The following is a 22,295-nucleotide window of genomic DNA, read 5'->3' as shown; positions in this document are numbered from 1 at the left end:
CTGCCCCTTAGCCTAGGCCCCGAGTTTTCCCCAAGTATCCTTCAAATCAACTACACGATGAAATGCGTTTACATGTCCATCTTTTAATTCATTCACACAATAATATCCCAACCGCTCGAACTGAAACACCTCGCCTAACTGTTGACTTGCTAGAGCCGGTTCACAATATCCTTGCTTCATTTGCAATGAATTATGGTTTAAAAACTGGAAGAAATCATCTTCACGGCCTGGATTAGGATCATTAAATAGACGATCATACTCCAACACTGTCACAGGATAGGCTTGTTCACAAGATACCCAATGAATGACTCCTTTAACTTTTCTATCTTCAGGATTTTTACCTAAAGTTTTTTCATCATAGGTACAACGCAACTCAATGATATTGCCTTGTTCATCATGGACTACATCGTGACATTTAATCACATAAGAATGGCGTAAACGTACTTCCGCACCAGGCGATAAACGAAAATATTTTTTAGGCGGCTCTTCCATAAAATCAGAACGCTCGATAAAGAGTTCTCGAGTAAATGGTAAGTCTCGTGTGGCTGAATCTGGATCTTGTGGGTTATAGGCAGGTTTTAATAGTTCTATTTTACCTTCAGGGTAATTTTCTATGACTACCTTTAATGGATCCATAACACATAAAGCACGTTTCGCTGTTTTATTTAGCTCAGAACGGACACATTCTTCTAATACCGACATATCAATCACGGAATCACTACGTGATATTCCTATTACTTCACAAAACTGGCGAATCGCTGCAGGAGGATAACCGCGTTTACGCATACCACGTAAAGTGGGCATTCGCGGATCATCCCATCCAGATACCGCCTTTTTTTCAACTAATGTTCGCAATTTGCGTTTTGAAGTCACTGTGTGTGATAAATTTAATCGCGCAAATTCAGTTTGTATTGGTTTTGCAGGTAAAGGTAAATTATCGACACACCAGTCATATAGAGGTCGGTGGTCTTGAAATTCCAATGTACATAAAGAATGAGTAATTTTTTCCAACGCATCAGAAATAGGATGTGCATAATCATACATAGGATAAATACACCATTCATCCCCTGTACGTTGGTGAGATGCATGTCGAATACGATAGATTACAGGATCCCGCATATTCAAATTACCTGATTGCATGTCAATTTTTGCCCGCAATACATGAGCACCATCAGGAAACTCCCCCGCTTTCATGCGAGCAAATAAATCCAAACTTTCTTCTATTGGCCTATTTCTGTAAGGGCTTTCCTTTCCAGGTTCTTGCAAAGTTCCTCGATAAGCGCGAATTTCCTCCATGCTCAAACTATCTATATAAGCCAGATCTTTTTTAATTAGCAATACTGCAAAATCATAGAGCTCATGGTAATAGTCCGAAGAATGAGTCATTTCATACCATTCAAAACCCAGCCAGCGTACGTCTTCAATAATAGCGTTGACGTATTCCTCCTCTTCCTTGATGGGATTTGTATCATCAAACCGTAAATAACAAATACCGCTAAACTCTTGCGCCAAACCGAAGTTCAAGCATATAGACTTGGCATGCCCCACATGTAAATATCCATTAGGTTCTGGAGGAAAACGAGTCACTACAGACTTATGTTTGCCGCTAGCCAATTCATCAGTAATCAATTGTCTTATAAAATGAGCTCGTTTTTCAGTTAATTCTATCATTCGATCTTTCCATCACTGTTTATTACTATGTCTGGGTAAAGGTAAAGACGCGACCTGGTTAATTCATTTTACTTGCCAAATTATTAGGCCCCGTCTTTAGCTTTATCCAAAACGTCACATTATTTGCAGCAGGCCCTTTATTCTAAAATTTCCATGACTTATACAGAAGATTAGTATGACCTGTTGCTTATCATTTTAAATTATTATCCATAGCATGTCGCATTGAGTACATTAAATCTGCTCCTGCTTGCAACATATTACTATTGGCATTGTAAGCATCTAGAATTCGCGTGATCAGAGCAGCTCCCACAATCACACCATCTGCAAAACGAGCAACCTCCGCAGCCATTTCCGATGTTTTTATACCAAAACCGACCATTAAAGGAAGTGTAGTTTGTGCTTTTCGATGTTGATATTGTGATTTTAAAGACGAAACATCCAGTGCATTAGAACCGGTAACACCTTTTAAAGACACATAGTACAAATATCCCTTGGCAAATTGGTTAATTAATGCCATTCTCTCATCTGAGGTCGTAGGCGAACAAAGAAAGATACTGTATAAACCATATTTTTGCCAGACTTTAACTACCTGTTCACTTTCTTCAGGGGGTAAATCTACCAAGATAGTTCCATCCACGCCCGCCTCTACCGCGTGTTGTGCAAAAAGTTCATAACCAAAATGTTCAATGGGATTTAAGTAACCCATTATAACCACTGGAGTCTCTTGATCCTGCAAGCGAAACTCTTTCACCATATTCAATACAGTTTGGCAATGCACATTCTGAGCGAGCGCACGCTCCATCGCTTTTTGGATAACCGGCCCCTCCGCCATGGGATCAGAAAATGGGATACCTAATTCTAAAATATCTGCTCCAGCTTTTACTAATTCATGCATGAGTTTGACTGTGACCCCAGGATTAGGATCTCCAGCAGTGATATAGGGACTCAGCATTTTTTTGCCATCCGCTTTCAGACGCATTAAAGTTTTATCAATTCGGTTCATACAGTAATCCCATCAATTTGTGCCACAGTATGCATGTCTTTATCACCACGACCTGATAAATTCACAATAATATTTTGTTTCACTGACATTTTTTTAGCGAGCTTCATGGCATAAGCAACTGCATGGCTTGATTCAAGGGCTGGAATAATTCCTTCTACTCGTGTTAGGGTACGAAATGCATTCAATGCTTCATCATCATTAATTGCTTCATAAACAACACGTCCGGTGTCTTTTAAATAAGCGTGTTCTGGACCTACCCCAGGATAATCAAGACCTGCTGAAACGGAATGAGTATCTTTAATTTGACCGTATTCATCGCAAAGTAAATAAGTTCGATTACCATGTAAAACTCCAGGGGTTCCAGCAATCAACGAGGCAGAATGTTCACCACTTTCCAAACCTTTTCCTCCAGCCTCTACACCGTAGATAGCAACTGTAGAATCATCCAGAAAAGGATAAAATAAGCCGATTGCGTTAGAACCACCCCCCACGCAAGCAACCAGTGCATCAGGAAGATGTCCTGTCTTTTCTAAAAATTGAGCCCTTGCTTCAATGCCAATAACGGATTGAAAATCTCGAACCATCTGAGGGTAAGGATGTGGGCCGGCAACTGTTCCAATAATATAAAAAGTATTGTCCACATTACTTACCCAATCACGCATTGCTTCATTTAACGCATCTTTCAATGTCCGTGATCCCGAAGTGACTGGAACAACTGTTGCACCCAACAGTTTCATGCGGTAAACATTGGATGATTGTCGTTTTATATCTTCAACACCCATGTACACCACACATTCCAAGCCTAATTTAGCAGCTACCGTTGCTGAAGCCACTCCATGCTGACCTGCACCTGTTTCGGCAATAACCCGGGTTTTTCCCATGCGTTTGGCAAGCAGCGCCTGGCCTACAGTATTATTAATTTTGTGTGCCCCAGTATGATTCAAATCTTCCCGCTTTAAGTAGATTTGTGCACCACCTATTTCTTCGCTTAAACGTCGCGCATGATAAAGTGGATTAGGACGCCCCACATAATCTTTTAATTCAGCATTCAGCTCAGCTAAAAAATCAGGATCTTTTCGATATTTTGCATAAGCTTCTTCCAATTGCTTTAATGCATGCATCAAAGTATCTGCTACAAAAATACCACCATAAGGACCGAAGTGTCCGCGCTCATCAGGAAGCTCTTTTTTGTTCATTAATTTACCTTATTTAACTTCTTATCAATATACTATTAATTTAACAATTTCTGCATAAAACGGCTCATTTTGCCATGATCCTTAATACCAGGCGATGCCTCAATGCCACTGCATAAGTCAACAGCATAAGGGTGACATAATTTAATTGCATCATGTACATTATACTCATTCAATCCGCCAGCCAATATAAAAGGCTTTTCTGCCTTTTTTGGAATAATTGTCCAGTCAAAAGCACAACCGGTTCCGCCTCTAGCCGTCTCAGAAGGGGTATCTAGCAATAACGCCCGTGCTGTCATAAAGTCTCGTACAGTCTTGTGAATATACTCTGCTGAATCACAATGTATGGCTTTAATAAAAGGTTTATTAAATTGTTGGCAAAACTCAGCTGATTCCTCTCCATGAAATTGCAATAATTGAATTGGCAATTCCTTTATTATTCTATGGACAAAATCTCGCTCAGGATTAACTAAAACAGCAACCGAATCTACAAATGCAGGCAAATCGTGTAATAAAACTTTTGCCTGCTCTATTGAAACACAACGTGCGCTTTTTGGATAAAAGATCAAACCGATAGCATCTACACCCAGCTTTATGGCATACGCGATATCTTCATTACGCGTCATACCGCACATCTTGACTCGCACACGTGCTGTTTTCATTATTTCTCCGGAAGAAAAAAAGGCCCCAAACTACTCTGCAATATAGAAAATTCCTGCGGATAAGTCACTTGCACTAAATATAATCCATAAGCAGGTGCAGTCTCAGCACCTAATTTTCTGTCTTTTGCTTTGAGTACTTCATCTACCCAAGATACAGGATGTTTTCCTGATCCTACCGCAATTAACACGCCAGCAATATTTCGTACCATATGATGCAAGAACGCATTGGCAGTAATATCAATCATTACTAAATCACCCATACGATTAACCTGTAAATTGTGGATATTTCGCATAGGCGTGTTCGATTGGCACTCAACAGAACGGAATGAAGTGAAATCATTCTCCCCCAGTAAAACCTGTGCCGCTTGATGCATCAGACGATGATCTAATTGTCTGTATTGCCATGTTACATTGCTTCGCAATAAAGCAGGACGAATGGCACTATTATAAATGATATAACGATATCTTCTTGCAGTAGCAGAGTATCGTGCATGAAACTCTTCTGGTAAATCTCGCCCCCATTTAACGCAAATATCTTTAGGTAGAAAAGAGTTCACCCCATGAATCCAGGCACGAATGCTGCGCACTTTATTGCAGTCAAAATGAATTACTTGATTTGTAGCATGTACACCTGTATCTGTTCTTCCTGCACAAACCACGGAAATAGGGCAATCTGCTACTTTTGATAAAGCATGTTCTACGGCTTGTTGCACAGTATGCAAGCCTGTTTGTGCTTGCCAGCCATGATACTGGCTACCATCGTACTCAAGCACCAAGGCAATACGCATTGATTATTCCTGATAAAAGGGTCAATTTATAATACAGTATATGTTTTGTCTATACCCTAATATAATTGATTTTCAAGTTTATTAAATATTTAGTCATTTCTCTTGATCTAAATTCTGCAATCAAAGATTGTTAAGTTCTTGTATCTCAGCAGATGTAATTTCTTTTATAAAATCATCTTATTGATTTAGCTCATTTAATTATGATACTTTTTCATGCCACAATAAAATCATTGTCAATAATTGTGCAAATCTTTCTAGGGTCTGTTTATTTTCGCTAGATTGAGTTCAAAATCCCTGCTTTTCGTGTACCGAAGCACAGAAAATCAGGTAATTTGGATCAAGATAGCAGAAATGTAAACAGCCCCTATAGTTATCATTAAATTTTGAGACTTAATTATGAAATGGAATTTATTTTATTCAACTACTTTCACTTTATTACTTGCCGTCTGTAATCTGTCTTTCTCTAAAAATATTAAAAATGCCCAAAATGTATTACCACCCTCTATTTTCAACAGTCAAGGTAATTGGTTTATATCTCTTGGAGGAGGTGCTCAATTTCCCGATTTAAATTCCCATATGAAAATAAATAATGGCTCAGGATTTCCAAAGCCTTTTGATCAAGATCATTATTCAATCACAAATAACAATGGAGGAGTGATTGCAGCATCTGCAGGCCGGCGTTGGCAAAATAATAACTTCTGGCTTCCATCCTATTCTTTGAGTATTTTCTGGCAGTATTTTTTTAAAACTCATATCAACGGGGAAATAACGCTATATTCCTTACCTGAATTTGCCAATTACAATTACAATTTCGACTTTGTCTCTAATCTTTTATTAGCCAGTGGAAAAATTAATTTGTTTCAATATGGGTTATTTTCCCCTTACATTAATGGCGGAATAGGAACCTCTTTCAATAATGTATCTAACTATAGAGAAGAGGCATTTTCAGGGGTTACCTCTCGAGTTAGCCCAGGATTTAAAAACTCCAATACAAGTGAATTTGCTTACAATGTGGGTGCCGGAATTGATGTGCAAATCCTTCCTCAATTGATTCTCTCAGTGGGCTATCTTTATCAAGATTTAGGCCCAATTTCCTCAGGTAATGGAGTTGATACATGGGCTGAGCAATCATTAAATCCTGGTTCCTATCGTTCAAATGAAGTTTTAGTCACTGCAACTTATCTGTTCGGCAGAGAAAAAAGCTTTGTAAAATAAAGAAACCAATGAGTGAAAATAAAAAAAAAATATTTTAAGTCAGTCTGGACGTAGTGAGCTCTTCAGTACATAGTATTGAGCATTTTATAAAAGGATGCTCTGGCATTAACTCCTCCAGACGATGAGTTTTGAATTAGTACTATGCTTATTCTAAAAACCGAATAAAAACATGATATTACCTCCATGAGTGCGATTTTAAAACTATAGTATATTTACAATTAAAAATGATTCTATAAACCAAACTATCAATCCTTTCGGAAGTAAAACATAAGGGGTAATTGAATTACACTTCATAGACATACTATGAGGTTTTCTAGGCAGATATTGGAGACAAATATTAAGACTTTCCGTTAATCTCATCCATTAGGCGTTGTGCTTCTTCTTTTTGTGATTTACTTCCGTGCTCCATGACTTCATTTAAAGAATTGAGTGCGGACTCTATATCTTCCATTCCTATGTAGGTTTTAGCAAGAGCCAAAAGCGTATCTAATGCTTTTGGGTTCTTTAAGCTAGAAAGCTTTTTACTTTGATCATCTTTCTGTGTTTGCCCTATGTCAGCGGGCATAGAAGGAGTAAAATCCAAACCATGACCCTCATCACTTATTTGCTCTTGATCATTATTTTCTTTCGTGGTCGACTTCTCTGTAAGTAAATGATGTAGACCCGATTCAAACTCCAATAAATTATCTTCCCCTGGTTTATCTCTTAAAGAGTTTTGCTCCTCATTAGTTTGAAAAGAGGGTTCATTTTCCACTTCAGTCGGTATTATTTCCAATAATGGTTCTTCATCTATTGTTGTGAATTCAACAGAAGTATTTTCTGTAGAATCATTAACAGGCTCTATATTCATCTTTTCTGGAGAGATAGCTAACTTGGGTTTTAATTCTGATTCCACATCTACCCCGGGTTCGGGCTTAAATTCAAACTTAGATTCTAGATTAGGTTCAGGCTTTAACCCGGGCTCAGACTTTAACTTAGGTTCAGACTTTAATTTAAGCTCAGGTTTTAACTCAGGTTCAGCTTTTAACTCAGGTTCAGTTTTTAACTTAGGCACACGTTTTAACTCAGGTTCAGGCTTTAACTCAGGTTCAGGTTTTAACTTGGACTCAGGTTTTAGCTTCGCCTCAGATTTTAACTTAGGCTCTGATTTAAACTCGGACTCAGATTTTAACCTAGCCTCAGATTTTAACTTAGGCTCAGGTTTTAGCTTAGCCTCAGATTTTAACTTAGGCTCAGGTTTTAGCTTAGCCTCAGATTTTAACCTAGCCTCAGATTTTAACTTAGGCTCAGGTTTTAGCTTAGCCTCAGATTTTAACTTAGGCTCAGGTTTTAATTCAGGTTCAAGTTTTAATTCAGGTTCAGGTTTTAACTCAGGTTCAGGTTTTAACTCAGGTTCAGGTTTTAACTCAGGTTCAGGTTTTAACTCAGGTTCAGGTTTTAACTCAGGTTCAGGTTTTAACTCAGGTTCGGATTTTAACTCAGGTTCGGGTTTTAATTCAGATTTAACTTTTTCTAATTCATCCCTAACTAACTCTTCTTTTGTACTAGTAATGGGTTGAATCGAAGCAGGATGAGATACTATTGGAGTAGAAGATCCCGTTGGCGTAGGTGCCTGTTTTTTTCTTTGATCACGCTGTTTAAAATAGTAAAATGCAGCGACACCACCTCCTCCAGCAAGTAGCAACAGTATGAATAAAATCCAAAAAACATCCGATTTATTAGATATGTTCGTTGAGCTGCTTTGCCCTGCTATTGCCATGCGCTCTTTCATCAAAGTTTGAATTTGATTACGCATTAATTGAAGTTCTTTCTCTCGTACATCCAATTGTTTTTGTAACTTTTTATTTTGTGTCTGTAACAAACTCAATTGTTCTGTTAATAGCGCATTCGACTCCCGTAAAGAATCTACAGCAGCTGTGGTAATAGATATTTCAGCTTTGAGTGTCCTGCTTTGTTCTGGGCTTACTTGCTTTTCTAATAAGGGTATTGAACTCGGTATAAATCCTGGGAGTTTTTGGTTTGGCATAGAGGTTGCGGTATCCGGAAACTTAGGAGCTGGAGGTATTTGTGAATACTCAACAGGAGTTGCGTGGGATGCTTGGCCTGTTATATAGGGTGGAGCCAATACATGGTTAATCGATGTTTTTTCATTCCAGGCCTTATCATGAGCCATTACCTCAACCGTAGCTAAATCAGCAGGCACCTCTAAGAACTTTTTATCCGAAGGAATTTTAAGACGAACGTCTGCTTTTAATCCATTCAAATTTCCATCAATAAATGCATCAGGATTTGCCCCCACAATTGCAAGCACAATTTGCGGTAAAATAGCTTCAGCAGTTTTATATCGTTGGGCAATTTGCCATATATTTTCATTGGATGCTGTAGGTCCATATACTGCTTTTTTCTTTTGTCCAGAATGCCCTACTTCAGCATGTTTTTTGGGAGCAACTGTTGTTTTTTGCTGATAATTAGTAAATTTTCTCTGATAAGTCAGGCCGCTTTGTGCAATTGTATTTGCTAATTTATAACCAGGCGGATCCAACAATACCGTATAAACTTTAAAAATTTGTCCTTTGGGCCACGTTAAATCAACAATAAGCTGCATGTAAGGCTCAGTCATTCGTTCTTTGGAATGAACTTCCAAAACGAATTTTCCTTGTTTATTTTTTTTAATGTCCAAAAAAAGAATACTTATTGCTTCAGAGCGTTCAACACCTAAACTTTTATAACTTTGTGTATCAGCAAGTCCCACTTTTATATTGGATAAAGAAACTTCGTGTGCGTCAATTAATTCAATTTCAGCAAGAAAAGGTTGATTCAGGGCTGATTCCACTTTCATTTCACCTAAGCCAAGTGCATATGCACATAGTGGAAAAAGTGAAAATAGAGATGAAAACAAAGCAGTTTTTTTCAATCAGAGCTCCTCCATGCCTCATGATGATGAAGACATGTTAACTTAAAAAAACTAACATTATTTATCTATCTATTCAAGCAATTAGAGCTTTTATAAGCATTTTATCCAGAATATTTAAGGTAAACAGAATAAGTTAGTTCTATTGTTAAATAGATTGCACAATTTTGATAACTACACTTGCAATATCCAGTATTTCAAATAAATCATAAAAGAGCTTTCTCCAGTTTTTTACCAACTAAAATTTCACCCCGAAACCCCTAAAATTTCAAACAAAAATGAGCTTCCCATCACAGGAAGAATGATTAATAATAGAATTAATTATTTATTGAAAAAACAGGATAAAAATCATGGAATTTACCAAAATTAATCCGCTTGCTCTGGCAATATCTATTAGTATTTTATCAGCACTCGCTTCATTTTTTATGGGTGTAGCAGCTTTTGTGTTTTATACCGGAAAACCCATAGTAGCCATGGTTGGAAGTATATATCTTTCCTATAATCCCTCTATGGCTAATGCAGGTCTTGGTGCAGCTATAGTACTTATGAATACTTTTGTTAGTAGTTATATCGCTGCTTGGATATATAACTTTCTACTTGACTACATTAGATAAGTGTTGGCTCCCGGGTATCGTGGTTTGCAACACCATGATAACTAGACGCAGCATAACATTCTTCAATAGAAATAAAGTCAAACCAACAAGTCTGCAGTAACATTAAAGTCTTGTAACCCATTTCAATATTCGTTGCGAGCAATTGTTCTATGATTAATTCTAAATGTTCATGTTGATGCAATGCTGGTTTTGATTTAGGTTTTTCCTTACCCATTTTGGTAAACATGGCATGAAATCGTTCTTCTACCATTCTAGGTACTGTCGAATTACCATCAAAAATACGATGATCGGCACTGATGGATACCGGCAACATATCTTTAGGCTCAAATGAATCTGTTTCTTTTTGCCAAACAGGTTTTCGCTCCACTTCCATTATAGTAAATCTCATTGCCTCAGTTTTGCGAAGAGGAGCCATGGATTGGGTATAACCAAAAACACCAATATTACTTAGTGTGATATAAGGAGTTCCTGCGAGTGGATAAGGATAAGTGTTATAAGCATATTCATAAACCATATCTTTCATGAGTTGTTGGACACGTGGATGTGTTTTTTCCAGTAGCTCACGTTTTTTGTAACAATAAACCATCATATTTACAATAGTCCGAATTTTTGCAGACAATTCATAAAAACTAAGATTATGACAGTTTTCAAGAACAATCGTGCCTAAATGATCACCACATCCTGGTAACATGACTACCAGACCAACATAGGCTTCTTTGGTTTGAAAGATTTTTCTAAAACTTAAGTAATTTCTGTGATGATCGGATATTGTCATCCAGGAACTAACAGCTTGCAACATCAAAGTAGTCAAAGTCTCTGAAGCAAATTTTTTATTAAAAAAATCAAGGCAAGTGATATCGATACTAAATTGCCCCGTCATGGTTGGATCACTTGGCCCATCCCACTGAGTCATAAATACTTTTCGAATCGGTGTCATTTCAACTTCCCGATTTGACTCAGTATAATTCTGCACTCTGGGTAATACTTCGTCCGCAAATTCTATGAAATTTTTCCAATTCTCACTGGGCTCGAGATTTACTTTACTGAGTTGCTGTGTATGCTTTTTATTTAGCGATTCTTTAAAATGAATAACCCCCTCAACACCCAATAAAGCACAAACTGAAGACATATATTTATATTGCATAAAAATATTGGTTATCAACTGCTCTTCCAGATAGGCAATTTTCGGTTTGATTTCATCAACATTTGGCATGCCAATATCACGATATAAATCTGCTTCACATACATGGCGATGTTCGTCCTCAAGAATTGTTGTAAATACTCTCGGCGCGACCCCATAGCGATGTAAACTCTCAAAAATCTCCTCAATCCAGCCTTCACCTATAAGATTAAGCAACATAATCGCTACTTTGGGGCAACTTTCATTACGAATAAAGTTACAAATGATTTCAATATGAGGACTGTATGGAGGGGGGGAAGCATAAGGGGCACAGAGCATATAAACAATTTTAGTGAAAACTAAACCATGAAATATTTCGTCAAGTAATTGTTGGCGCATGCGCTTTCTGTATTCAACTGTTGACATTTTTGATTCAAATTTAAGAGGAATTTGAACTGCTAATACTTCAAGCTGGGCTAAAAGAGAAAAAGTGTAAATATAAAAAAGTTTATCGGATTTAAGCTCAAAAGGTAAACCATCGCAAAATAACTCATTTAATCTATTTTTTATGAGTTGTTTCTCATCTGCAGTAATCTTGTTCCACCCTTCTAAAATCCATTTTTCAGCACCCCAAGATGGTCTAAGTAATTCAGTAAGTTCATCCACGATATTTACCATAAAATCAAAGATTTTTCAGTATAGACATAGCAAGCGTATGAGTCAATCATACTTTATAGCGAAACTATTTGCTCATTTAATTCTGCATTTCCATTAAGTGCGGTTGCTCGTATTTTAGGTCTGTTTCCATTTTGCTCGCTTGATCCAGGATAGCCTGATTTTTGTGCACCGAACCATTCTCGAGGTATGCGAAGATCATAACGCAGAAAATCAGAACAATTTGACCATAAGAGTAGAAACACAAACAGACACTTCACATGATTATCGTAATGATGAATAATGCAGTAAATCAATAGAAAAACAATAGGATAACTATCATGAAATTTGGCAAAATAGATCCAATTGCTTTAGGTGTATCTCTTGGTGCCCTCTCAGGAATATCCACTTTTTTTATGGGATTGATGTTGTTGCTTTTTAATAAAGGGAAACCGTTTAGTGGTATCATGGGTACAATATATTTTAACTATGATCTTTCCTTTATCCAATGTTTACTCGGCGGAACGGGCGTATTTATTAGTACCTTCGTTACTAGCTCTCTCGTTGCCTTGGCTTACAATTTTCTGGATAAACAGCTTAACAACAAGGCGTTAGTTGATAAAGATAAACCATAATAAAATCAGTATCTAACCTAGGTCTGTTTCCATTTCGCCAGCTTGAGTCAAAATGGTCTGATTTTCAAGTACCGAAGCACAGCATACACAGAGTATGTGAGCATCGAAACGCAGAAAATCTGGGCAGTTCGGCCAAGATAATAGAAATGGAACATAGCTTTTAGAGACCGAGAATTTTGGGTAATTCTAAACTCTTAATCCTATTGCATTACCTCAACCTCTAATTCATAATTACAACCTTTGATTTCTTCTGGTTAACTATGTCAGCATCATTGATTGACGGAAAGGCGGTCGCCTCTCTTCGTAGAGAAGAATTAAAACACCATGTGCATGATTATATACAAATGAAACATCGTGCCCCTGGCCTTGCTGTGGTTCTCATTGGCAACGATCCTGCTTCTACTGTGTATGTAGCCAATAAACGTAAAGCATGTGCTGAAGTGGGTATTATCTCTCATTCTTATGACTTATCCGAAGACACAACCCAGGATGAATTAATCAGGCTTATTGATGAGTTGAATTCCTCAGATAAAATAGATGGAATTCTCATTCAATTACCATTACCCAAACATATTAATGAACGGGTCATTATTGAACGCATCAAACCAGAAAAAGATGTAGATGGTTTTCATCCTTATAATTTGGGGAGACTCGCTCAACGCAATCCATTATTACGCCCATGTACGCCTCTTGGCATAATGAATTTACTAGAACACTATCAGCTCGAGGTTAAAAGAAAGCATGCTCTTGTTATTGGTGCATCGAATATTGTTGGTCGTCCTATGAGTTTAGAATTACTTCTTGCTGGGGCAACAGTCACCATAGCGCATAAATTCACGCAACAATTAGAAAAATTAGTACAGATAGCTGACCTTGTGATCATTGCAACAGGTAAAATGGATGTTATTAATAGTGAGTGGCTTAATAAAGAACAGATAATTATCGATGTGGGTATCCATCGTTTGGCCGATGGCAGTATAAGGGGCGATATAGATTTTAAAAAAGCGGTAAACAAAGTCTCATGGATTACACCTGTACCCGGAGGGGTAGGTCCGATGACTATAGTTACGTTGCTTGAGAATACATTAAAAGCTGCGATTTTAGGGAAATAGAATGCAAAAATTAGCCTGGTTGGTTGCAACTGTCTCTGTCTACGCCCCACGGCTTGTCCGCGGGACCCATTATAGCACATATCTCCTTGGATCCCGCGGACAAGCCACGGGAAGTCGGAGTAGATCTGGACTGGTTTTCCAGCGATGTATAGAACATCCAGTTGCTTGCAGCCAGTCTATATAAAAAATTACTTATCTATAACATCCCAATCAAAATCTCCGCTCAACTCATCAAAATCATCTTTAAATTCCTCTTTTAAACGTTTGCGCTCCAACTTTTCCTCCAGCAAGCGTCTAATGTTTTTTCGATGAACGGTAGACTCAATATCATCATCATAATTATAATCAGAGAATGATTGGTCATCATAATCTTCGTGAAGATCCATAGCTTTCCCCTTTTATACTCTCTTAAAAAGAGTATAGTAGACATTTATAAAAATGCTTTAGGAATAACATGCTCAGCTATCAACACGGATATCATGCAGGTAATTTTGCTGATGTCATCAAACATATTGCTTTAACCCGTCTTTTGAACTACCTAAAACTTAAAGATAAACCCATGTTTTATCTTGAGACCCATTCAGGCAAAGGCTTATATGACTTAAAAAATAAACAAGCTGAAAAAACCCAAGAATACAAACAAGGCATTCAACCAATTTGGCTTGACAGAAAGTCCTTACCCTCTGTTTTTCAAAACTATCTTCAGCTAATTGATCTGCTCAATCCACCTGGTACACTAAGATATTATCCTGGCTCACCATTTTTAGCGATCAACATGCTAAGAATGCAAGATAGAATGTATTTTTGCGAACTTCACCCAAGGGAGTTTGAAGCGATGAACCAACTTCCTCGCTTGAATAAAAAAGTACATTTCAGCAATACCGACGGTATTGTAGCGATGAACGCATTACTTCCGCCGCCAGAAAAAAGAGGACTCATTTTTATTGATCCTTCGTTTGAAATAAAAGAAGAATATAAAGAAATTCCGCTTTCAATCAAACACGCCTATTCCCGTTTTGCTACAGGAGTATTTTGTCTTTGGTATCCACTGGTCAATAAAAGACTAACTGATAAACTCAATAGAAATATGAAAGAAATCCAGGCAAAAAATGCTTTGCATATTGAATTTAACCTGACAGTAGCACCAATGGAGGGTATGTCAGGTTGTGGTTTATGGATAATTAATCCACCATTTACTTTAGCTGAGGAAATGAAAACTGTATTAAATGCACTTAAAGCTTATTTTAATCCGGGCATTTCTTCTTATATTATTGAGGCCTATACATGACTATTTTTCCAATTCCTGCGTTTTCAGATAATTACATTTGGGCGATTATTGATAAAATTGCAGTAGCATTTGATTGCGTCGACCCTGGTGACGCAGAGCCCGTAGTACAATTTGCTCATTCAAACCAACTAAAATTACGTTCAATTTTATTAACACATCATCATCAGGATCATATTGGAGGAGTGAGTCAATTACTCAAAGCCTATCCCTCGTGCATTGTATATGGTCCAGATGATCCACGCATTCCTAATGTAAATAACATGGTACAAGAACATCAAACCATTCAAGTTGGGAAATGTGTTTTCAAAATCTTATTCAACCCAGGACATACTTCAAGTCATATTAGTTATTATGAATCCCAGTATGAATTATTGTTCTGCGGCGATACTCTTTTTTCTGCGGGTTGCGGACGTGTTTTTGACGGAACACTGGAACAGCTCCATCAATCGTTATCTCTTTTCAAAACGTTACCTCCCACTACAAAAATATTTTGTGCTCATGAATATACCCAGCAAAACTTACGCTTTGCACAAACAGTAGAACCTAATAACCCTACTGTTCAACACTACTTACAAAAAATACATCACACAAAAAATGGTCTCTGCACACTCCCATCGACTTTGGAACTGGAATTATCAATTAACCCTTTTTTACGCACCGATCAACCCGAAGTACAAAAATACGCATTAAAGCATGGAGCAACATCAAATAATTCATTAGAAATATTTCGGGTTTTAAGAGAAGAAAAAAATTCATTCAAATAATTACCCATGGAGATTCAATTTGAACCTTTATGGATCGATTAAGCGCAACGAGGTTTAATCCTATAACTATTTTTAGTAAACTCGGGAGTTAATTATATTCATAGGTAATTACCATTGAAATTTAAGTTTTTCAAAATAAAAGTTTTTTTATTCTGTTTACTCATTTTTTTGGGCATTACTAATGAGACTTTAGTATATGCAGCTACTGATGCATGGGAAGTATTACGTGCTCAATTCACTTTAAACCATGAAACATCGCGCCCTGAGGTTCAGGAGCAAATCCGCTGGTTTATCGCTCATCCAGGCTTTCTTAATAAAGTATGCCATCAGTCTGAACCCTATCTTTATCATATCATTAGCGAAGTAAAAAAAAGAAACCTCCCTGGTGAGTTGGCCCTGTTGCCTATGATTGAAAGTGCTTATGATCCCTTTGCTTATTCTGTAGCTGGTGCCGCTGGATTATGGCAATTAATGCCACAAACAGGTGCCGGTTTAGGATTAAAACAAGATTGGTGGTTTGATGCGCGACGCAGCATCAGCTCCTCAACCGATGCCGCGCTCAACTACCTTCTTTATCTCAATAAATTTTTTAATGGCAATTGGATTCTGGCCATAGGAGCTTATGATGCTGGGGAAGGAACTATAGATCGAGCAATCAAGGCAACAGGTGGACGCACTCGAAGTTTTTGGGATTTAACTGTACCAAGAGAAACTCAAATTTATGTTCCTCGCCTGCTTGCCTTAGCAGAACTTATTAAAAGTCCTTCACAATATAAATTAACCCTACCTGAAATACCCTATCTTCCTTATTTTGTAGAAGTAAATATAGGAACCCCAATTGATTTAAACCATGCTGCCAAAATGGCAGGAATCAGTTATAAAGAGTTAATTAAATTAAATCCTGGTTTTAATCGCTGGACTACCGCCCCCGATAAACCCATAAAATTACTTATTCCTGCTGAAAAAGTACATCAATTTAATTTAAACCTTGCTAACCTTCCTGCTGAAAAACGGGTTAGCTGGGAAAAGCACATAGTACAACCCGGCGACAATCTGGATAGTATTGCTGTGAGATACCACACCACGGTGAATTTAATAAAACAGTTAAATCAACTCACAACTAATCGCGTGGAGCCCAATCAATTCCTTTTAATTCCGAGTACCAGAAATGCTCCTGCCGTTGTTAAAAAAGAACCCGCGGCACCTGCCCTACCAGAGCATCAAATACCTATCCCACAAAATCATCGTGTTATTCATATTGTGCAAGAGAATGAGACATATCAGACACTGATGAGAACTTATGGGGTTAGTACTACAGACATTCAAATATGGAATAAATTAGCAAGCAATCAACCGTTACAAATAGGTCAGCAACTTGTGATCTGGAAAAAAGTACATCAACCCATTCAATATATTGTAAAAAAAGGCGACAGCCTCAGTGCTATAGCACGACAACATAAAACGCAAATAGAGCGTATTATTACATTAAATCCAGGACTTAAACGAAATGATCCATTGCATAGGGGACAAAAAATATTTGTTGGTTAATTTAATCTACTGTTAGAAATTCAAATTACTAGGGAGATAGCCTGCCGAGATTTTAGTTCCCTTTCTATTCTGCCCAAGAACCGAACCAATCGATTTAATGAACACATAGTGGCTTATTATTAACAATTATTTTTCATTTCTAGTATAAAGCAAGGAGGAGAGCACAAAAACTTGTGTTATACTCAAAGTAACTTATTTTTACTGTATTAAAATATATGAAATTACTATTTGATTTTTTTCCTATAGTTCTATTTTTTATAGTATACAAATTTTTTGGTATCTATACTGCGACGGCTGTAGCTATGATTGCCTCTTTAAGCCAAGTCGCTTTTTACCGATTAAAATTTCAGCATTATGAAAAAATGCATTTAATTAGCCTTGCAATAATTATGGTCTTAGGAGGAGCCACCCTCTTTTTCCATAATCCATGGTTTATTAAATGGAAACCAACAGGTATTTATTGGCTCTCTGCTCTAGCCTTTTTTAGTTCAGGTTATATAGGTAGCAAACCGTTGATCCAGAAAATGATGGAAGCTAATGTGACTCTTCCTGGAAAAATCTGGCATAGATTGAACTTGGCATGGGTATTGTTCTTTATTTTAATGGGTGCGGTAAATATTTATGTTGCCTATAATTTTAATACTGATGCATGGGTTAACTTTAAGCTATTTGGTGGGGTTGGTTTTACTCTGCTTTTTGTATTAATTCAAGCTTTTTACCTAACCAAACATATGGATGAAACTGGCCTTGAAAAACAATAGGAGCAAGAATGAGACTATTGCTAGTTGAAGACGACGAATTACTTGGTGATGCTGTCAAAACCGGCTTAACCCAATTTGGTTATATCGTAGATTGGCTTAGAGATGGTGAAGCTGCTCGAGCCGCGTTAAAATCTGAATCATTTGAGCTAATTATTCTTGATTTGGGTTTACCTAAACTTTCTGGTCTCGCATTGTTACAAAGTATACGCCATGATGGTAATCCAACTCCTGTTATTATTTTAACAGCTCGGGAGTCAGTTGAAGATCGTGTAAAAGGTTTAGATAGCGGGGCAGATGATTATTTGATAAAACCTTTCGATCTTAATGAGCTAAGCGCCCGAATCAGAGCCCTGGTCAGACGCTCACAAGGCCGTGCTGATTCTGTGCTGCAATATAGAAATATTACTCTAGATCCAGCTGCTCACTCTGTATTTGTTGATGATGTGCTAGTTAATGTTCCACGCCGAGAGTTTGCGCTATTGCAGAAACTTCTAGAAAACAGTGGTCAGGTTTTATCGCGTGAACAACTCATGCAAAGTATTTATGGATGGGAAGAAGACGTAGATAGTAACGCGCTCGAAGTTCATATTCATAACCTACGTAAGAAACTTAATGCCAATTTCATTCGCACGATTAGAGGTGTTGGATATATGGCAGAAAAAAATGATGGTATTTCTGTATCGTGAAATCTTCTATAAGAAAATTTCTTCTCATAAATTTATTGCTGGCCATTACTATAACGACCACATTAACTGCTATAGGTAACTATTATCTTGATCAAAAAGACATTCAAGATCACTTAGATAGTTTAATGGCCGTTTCTGCTCTTTCTTATCAAGCATTACTAGGTGATGATCTTCATCAACGCCCTTTAGCAAAAATTCAAGAAGCACTCGAAACAATCCCTAAAAAAATTGATACATACTATCAGAAGAGATTTTTGAATGAAGAGCCTCCAGAAAATTATCTAAATAAATTTAATTTTCAGGTTTGGACCAATGGCGGCAAATTATTGTTACATTCATCTTCAGCACCAAAGATTCCTTTAACTTCGGAAGTCGATGGATTTAGTGATAAAAAAGTATCCACCCAAGATTGGCGAGTCTTTACAACTTACAATGATAAAGCCGGGATTCGCACCGTTTTAGCAGAGCGATACGACACAAGGAATGAGTTGGGTCATAGAATTGCTCAAGATGATCTCTATATTATGCTTCTGACTTTCCCATTATCGGGTCTGCTCATATGGATTATTATTGGGCGCGGTCTAGATAGTCTAGATAAAGTCGCTGAAGAGGTAGCTAACCGCGCTCCCACCCATCTTGAACCCGTTGATTTACACGAGGTTCCGGAGGAAATTAAACCTGTAATCGATGAATTGAATAAATTGTTTTTTCGACTCAAAGAAGGATTTGAACGAGAAAAACGTTTTGCTGCTGATGCAGCGCATGAACTGCGCACACCGCTCGCTGCACTAAAAACCCAAGCGCAAGTTGCATTACACTCTAATGATATAGAAGAAAAAAATCAGGCATTACAAAAGCTTATTGCAAGTGTTAATCGCAGCACTCATATTGTCCAGCAGTTACTTACTATGAGCCGACTTGTACCCGAAGCAGCTCATATGGAGGAAAAAGATGAGGTCAATCTAAGTCGATTAACTCGCGAGATACTTGCTATGCTTGCACCCGCTGCTGTGGAAAAGCAAATTGATCTAGAATTTGAAAGCGATGTAGAAAATCTGACTATTCATGGTAATTCAACTGCATTGGGAATACTAATTCGTAATCTTGTAGATAACTCGATACGATACTGTAATGAACATGGAAGGATTATAGTGCGTCTGGCTAAACTGCAAAATGAAATAATGCTTGAAGTGAGTGACAATGGACCAGGTATTCCGGCTGAATTACAAATGCGGGTTTTCGAGCGTTTTTTCCGTGTTCTGGGAAACAAAAGCCCTGGAAGCGGTCTTGGCTTAGCAATAGTTCAGCAAATCGCCGAGCTGCATGGTGGAAGACTAATGCTGGATACACCCAAAGAAGGCACGGGTTTAATCGTAAGATTCTTTTTGCCTATTCAAGAAAAGTAGTTTACCTCCTCTATTTTATTTGTCATAAGTTGGACAAAGTAGAGATTGGGATCAAACATCTTGCTCTTAGTCACAAGTTAAGAGTCCAGGGGAAAGTCATATTTGGCACATCTTGAATTAAAATAATTCTAAGAACTGCTCACATAGCCCTCTATGCTGCGTTTTTAGAATCATTTTCACCCAGCCTCCACTCAAATCTGACTTTTCGGTGAATTGCGCACAAGAGACAGGCAAGTATTTCTCGCATTGCTCAGACTAAAATTATTACTAGTTTAATTATCGGGCCGCTAAAACTTGCAATGCGTCACGAATTAACTGCTCGCAACCTTTAAAATTATCATTTACTTTATTGACTGCCTTTAGTGCTTCCTGGGGCTTATATCCCAGTGCTTCCAAAGCGCTAACTGCTTCATCCTGGCCACTCATAATGGGTATTGATTTGTCATTTAAGGAGCCAGAAGCAGATACAGCGAATTGCTTCATACTGTCACGCATTTCAACAACTAAACGCTCGGCTGTTTTTTTACCTATACCAGGTAATTTCATTAAAAAAGAAGCGTTTTCTTGTTGAATACATTGAATAAACTCGTTTGGAGTAATACTGGAAAGAATTGACATAGCAAGTTTTGGACCAATACCATTCACTTTAATCAAAGCTCTAAATAACTCCCTTTCCTGTCTCTCCAGAAAACCATAGAGCAACAACGCATCTTCACGGACTATAGTATGTATATGTAACCCTACTGAAGCACTTAAGTTATCAAGCTGAAAAAAGGTATTTAATGAGGTTTCCACATCATATCCAACCCCATGGACATTAAGGACCAATTTTCCTGGTTGATGTTTATCAATTATTTGCCCATCCAGCCAACCAATCATCTTTTCCTTCTCCTTAATCCTCGTCTACCAATCACTGATGATAAATTATGACGCATATGACTATGACAGATTGCTATTGCCAAGGCATCTGCAGCATCTTTTTGTGGCGCCTTATTCAGGGCAAGAAGGTGTACGACCATGTGACTTACCTGAGCCTTTTCTGCAGCGCCATACCCAACTACCATTTGCTTAATTTCTCGCGCAGAATATTCACTTACTTTAACACGATGCGATGCTGCAGCAACCATAGCAACACCGCGTGCATGACCTAATTTTAAAGCTGAATTTGGATTTTCATGCATAAATATTTGTTCAATCGCTACTTCTGTAGGCGAATAATGGTCCATTAATTGACAAATACCATCATATATTTGCAATAACTTTTGGCTTAACTCACCATCTAGAGCAGTACGAATGCAACCACTATCAATGTATTCAATTTTACGATCTGACTCTTTAATCAAACCGTATCCTGTAATCCTTGAACCGGGATCTATCCCTAGAATTATGGCCATTAATTTATTGATTCTAATTGTTTTTCCGAGAATTCCGCATTACTGTATACCTCTTGTACATCATCCAAATCCTCCAGCATATCGATTAACTTCAAGAGGCTTTCTGCCGAGTCATCATCGATAGAGACTAAAGTTTGTGCGCGCATGGTTAAATGAGATTGTTCGATTTCAAGACCGGCCGCTGTAAGCGCATTTAATACGCTATGATATGCTTCGACAGGAGTAATCACTTCAACCTGACCTTCATCTACAGAAACATCATTTGCTCCAGCATCTATAGCTATCTCCATAACCTGCTCTTCGGATTGTCCTGGTGCCATAAGAATCTCGCCCTGATTGGTAAAGAGATATGATACTGAACCGTCTGTTCCCAAATTCCCGCCATTCTTCGTGAAGGCATGGCGCACATCAGATACAGTTCGGTTTTTATTATCCGATAAACAATCTACAAGAACTGCAATACCACCAGGTCCATACCCCTCATAGCGCATAGCAATCATTACTTCACCGTCAAGCCCCCCCACTCCACGCTTAATTGCATTCTCAATTGTATCGCGTTTCATATTCGCACTAAGCGCTTTTTTTACTGCGTCCCTTAATCTTGGATTAGAAGATTCATCCCCTCCTCCCATTCGAGCAGCTACAGTAATCTCTCGAATCAATTTAGTAAATATTTTTCCACGTTTTGCATCTTGAACGCCTTTACGGAATTTAATATTTGCCCACTTACTATGACCAGCCATGCTACTACCTCAAAAAACCTTATTTAATTTCGTATAAATTATACATGCTCTTTTGTTAAAAAGAATAACTTAACTTGTATTTGGACTCGACATTTTTAACTTTTTTAGACTATAGTAGCGCCAGAAT

Annotated in this window: 21 protein-coding genes; 10 read left to right on the top strand and 11 right to left on the bottom strand. The window is 37.7% G+C overall.

All coding sequences use genetic code 11. From position 1 onward, the window contains the following. Nucleotides 1-12 precede the first annotated feature (12 nt). The 5 genes from FOLKNPGA_RS07480 to truA form a co-directional block, all read right to left on the bottom strand. Complete coding sequence (locus tag FOLKNPGA_RS07480) at nt 13-1,671, bottom strand: glutamine--tRNA ligase/YqeY domain fusion protein (protein ID WP_182352447.1); 1,659 nt, start codon at nt 1,669-1,671, stop codon at nt 13-15. A 190-nt stretch (nt 1,672-1,861) separates the two neighbouring features. Next, complete coding sequence (gene trpA, locus FOLKNPGA_RS07475; protein WP_182352446.1) at nt 1,862-2,674, bottom strand: tryptophan synthase subunit alpha; 813 nt, start codon at nt 2,672-2,674, stop codon at nt 1,862-1,864. Next, on the bottom strand, nt 2,671-3,870 hold the full coding sequence (gene trpB / locus FOLKNPGA_RS07470) for a tryptophan synthase subunit beta (RefSeq protein WP_182352445.1): 1,200 nt from the start codon (nt 3,868-3,870) through the stop codon (nt 2,671-2,673). The genes trpA and trpB overlap by 4 nt, the downstream gene beginning before the upstream one ends. Before the next feature lie 35 nt (nt 3,871-3,905). After that, a complete protein-coding gene (locus FOLKNPGA_RS07465) occupies nt 3,906-4,529 on the bottom strand; it encodes a phosphoribosylanthranilate isomerase (RefSeq protein ID WP_182352444.1) in 624 nt (207 codons plus the stop codon). After that, entirely contained in the window at nt 4,529-5,317 is a 789-nt protein-coding gene (gene truA / locus FOLKNPGA_RS07460) for a tRNA pseudouridine(38-40) synthase TruA (protein WP_182352443.1), read from the bottom strand. The genes FOLKNPGA_RS07465 and truA overlap by 1 nt, the downstream gene beginning before the upstream one ends. 396 nt (nt 5,318-5,713) lie before the next feature. On the opposite strand from truA, the gene FOLKNPGA_RS07455 reads away from it, so the two are divergent. After that, nucleotides 5,714-6,532, top strand: a complete 819-nt coding sequence (locus FOLKNPGA_RS07455; RefSeq protein ID WP_182352442.1) for an outer membrane protein — start codon at nt 5,714-5,716, stop codon at nt 6,530-6,532. Nucleotides 6,533-6,869: 337 nt separating this feature from the next. On the opposite strand, the gene FOLKNPGA_RS07450 is transcribed toward FOLKNPGA_RS07455, so the two are convergent. Further along, nucleotides 6,870-9,446: a FimV/HubP family polar landmark protein gene (locus FOLKNPGA_RS07450; protein WP_182352441.1), complete on the bottom strand. Its 2,577-nt coding sequence runs from the start codon at nt 9,444-9,446 to the stop codon at nt 6,870-6,872. A 347-nt stretch (nt 9,447-9,793) separates the two neighbouring features. Here FOLKNPGA_RS07450 and FOLKNPGA_RS07445 point away from each other — a divergent pair, with 347 nt between their 5' ends. Further along, the gene (locus FOLKNPGA_RS07445) at nt 9,794-10,057 is read left to right on the top strand and encodes a hypothetical protein (RefSeq protein ID WP_182352440.1); all 264 of its coding nucleotides are present in this window, start codon (nt 9,794-9,796) and stop codon (nt 10,055-10,057) included. Here FOLKNPGA_RS07445 and FOLKNPGA_RS07440 read toward each other — a convergent pair. Then, nucleotides 10,050-11,843 (bottom strand): 2-oxo acid dehydrogenase subunit E2, encoded by a 1,794-nt coding sequence (locus tag FOLKNPGA_RS07440; RefSeq protein ID WP_182352439.1) that lies wholly within the window; start codon nt 11,841-11,843, stop codon nt 10,050-10,052. The two genes, FOLKNPGA_RS07445 and FOLKNPGA_RS07440, sit on opposite strands and share 8 nt — an antisense overlap. A 329-nt stretch (nt 11,844-12,172) precedes the next feature. Here FOLKNPGA_RS07440 and FOLKNPGA_RS07430 point away from each other — a divergent pair, with 329 nt between their 5' ends. Then, a complete protein-coding gene (locus FOLKNPGA_RS07430; RefSeq protein ID WP_182352437.1) occupies nt 12,173-12,466 on the top strand; it encodes a hypothetical protein in 294 nt (97 codons plus the stop codon). A 260-nt stretch (nt 12,467-12,726) separates the two neighbouring features. Beyond that, the gene (folD, locus tag FOLKNPGA_RS07425) at nt 12,727-13,578 is read left to right on the top strand and encodes a bifunctional methylenetetrahydrofolate dehydrogenase/methenyltetrahydrofolate cyclohydrolase FolD (protein WP_182352436.1); all 852 of its coding nucleotides are present in this window, start codon (nt 12,727-12,729) and stop codon (nt 13,576-13,578) included. 188 nt (nt 13,579-13,766) lie between these two features. On the opposite strand, the gene FOLKNPGA_RS07420 is transcribed toward folD, so the two are convergent. Next, nucleotides 13,767-13,964 (bottom strand): hypothetical protein, encoded by a 198-nt coding sequence (locus FOLKNPGA_RS07420; RefSeq protein ID WP_182352435.1) that lies wholly within the window; start codon nt 13,962-13,964, stop codon nt 13,767-13,769. Between the two features lie 68 nt (nt 13,965-14,032). Between FOLKNPGA_RS07420 and FOLKNPGA_RS07415 the strand changes: the two genes are divergently transcribed. The 6 genes from FOLKNPGA_RS07415 to FOLKNPGA_RS07390 all read left to right on the top strand — a co-directional run bounded on the left by FOLKNPGA_RS07415 (nt 14,033) and on the right by FOLKNPGA_RS07390 (nt 20,031). Then, nucleotides 14,033-14,866 carry a 23S rRNA (adenine(2030)-N(6))-methyltransferase RlmJ gene (locus FOLKNPGA_RS07415; protein WP_182352434.1) on the top strand — a complete coding sequence of 278 codons (834 nt, stop codon included), beginning with the start codon at nt 14,033-14,035 and terminating at the stop codon, nt 14,864-14,866. Next, on the top strand, nt 14,863-15,630 hold the full coding sequence (gene gloB / locus FOLKNPGA_RS07410) for a hydroxyacylglutathione hydrolase (RefSeq protein ID WP_182352433.1): 768 nt from the start codon (nt 14,863-14,865) through the stop codon (nt 15,628-15,630). The genes FOLKNPGA_RS07415 and gloB overlap by 4 nt, the downstream gene beginning before the upstream one ends. A gap of 114 nt (nt 15,631-15,744) precedes the next feature. Further along, nucleotides 15,745-17,178, top strand: coding sequence for a LysM peptidoglycan-binding domain-containing protein (locus FOLKNPGA_RS07405; RefSeq protein WP_182352432.1), 1,434 nt, complete (start codon nt 15,745-15,747; stop codon nt 17,176-17,178). 215 nt (nt 17,179-17,393) lie between these two features. Next, on the top strand, nt 17,394-17,939 hold the full coding sequence (locus tag FOLKNPGA_RS07400) for a septation protein A (protein WP_182352431.1): 546 nt from the start codon (nt 17,394-17,396) through the stop codon (nt 17,937-17,939). A gap of 8 nt (nt 17,940-17,947) precedes the next feature. Beyond that, on the top strand, nt 17,948-18,625 hold the full coding sequence (locus tag FOLKNPGA_RS07395) for a response regulator (protein WP_019233175.1): 678 nt from the start codon (nt 17,948-17,950) through the stop codon (nt 18,623-18,625). Further along, entirely contained in the window at nt 18,622-20,031 is a 1,410-nt protein-coding gene (locus tag FOLKNPGA_RS07390; protein WP_182352430.1) for an ATP-binding protein, read from the top strand. Before FOLKNPGA_RS07395 ends, FOLKNPGA_RS07390 begins: the two co-directional genes overlap by 4 nt. Nucleotides 20,032-20,307: 276 nt before the next feature. Here FOLKNPGA_RS07390 and ruvA read toward each other — a convergent pair whose 3' ends face one another. Genes ruvA through FOLKNPGA_RS07375 form a run of 3 tightly spaced genes read right to left on the bottom strand, consistent with a single transcriptional unit; the run spans nt 20,308 to nt 22,168 of the window. After that, nucleotides 20,308-20,910 (bottom strand): Holliday junction branch migration protein RuvA, encoded by a 603-nt coding sequence (gene ruvA, locus FOLKNPGA_RS07385; RefSeq protein WP_182352429.1) that lies wholly within the window; start codon nt 20,908-20,910, stop codon nt 20,308-20,310. Then, entirely contained in the window at nt 20,907-21,425 is a 519-nt protein-coding gene (ruvC, locus tag FOLKNPGA_RS07380) for a crossover junction endodeoxyribonuclease RuvC (protein WP_182352428.1), read from the bottom strand. The genes ruvA and ruvC overlap by 4 nt, the downstream gene beginning before the upstream one ends. Then, nucleotides 21,425-22,168, bottom strand: coding sequence for a YebC/PmpR family DNA-binding transcriptional regulator (locus FOLKNPGA_RS07375; RefSeq protein ID WP_182352427.1), 744 nt, complete (start codon nt 22,166-22,168; stop codon nt 21,425-21,427). Before FOLKNPGA_RS07375 ends, ruvC begins: the two co-directional genes overlap by 1 nt. Between the last annotated feature and the right edge of the window lie 127 nt (nt 22,169-22,295).

This window comes from Legionella sp. PC1000 (assembly GCF_014109805.1).
In the GTDB taxonomy this organism is placed as follows: domain Bacteria; phylum Pseudomonadota; class Gammaproteobacteria; order Legionellales; family Legionellaceae; genus Legionella; species Legionella resiliens.
Note: the sequence above shows the minus strand (reverse complement) of the source record. Positions and strands in the feature narration are given on the sequence as shown.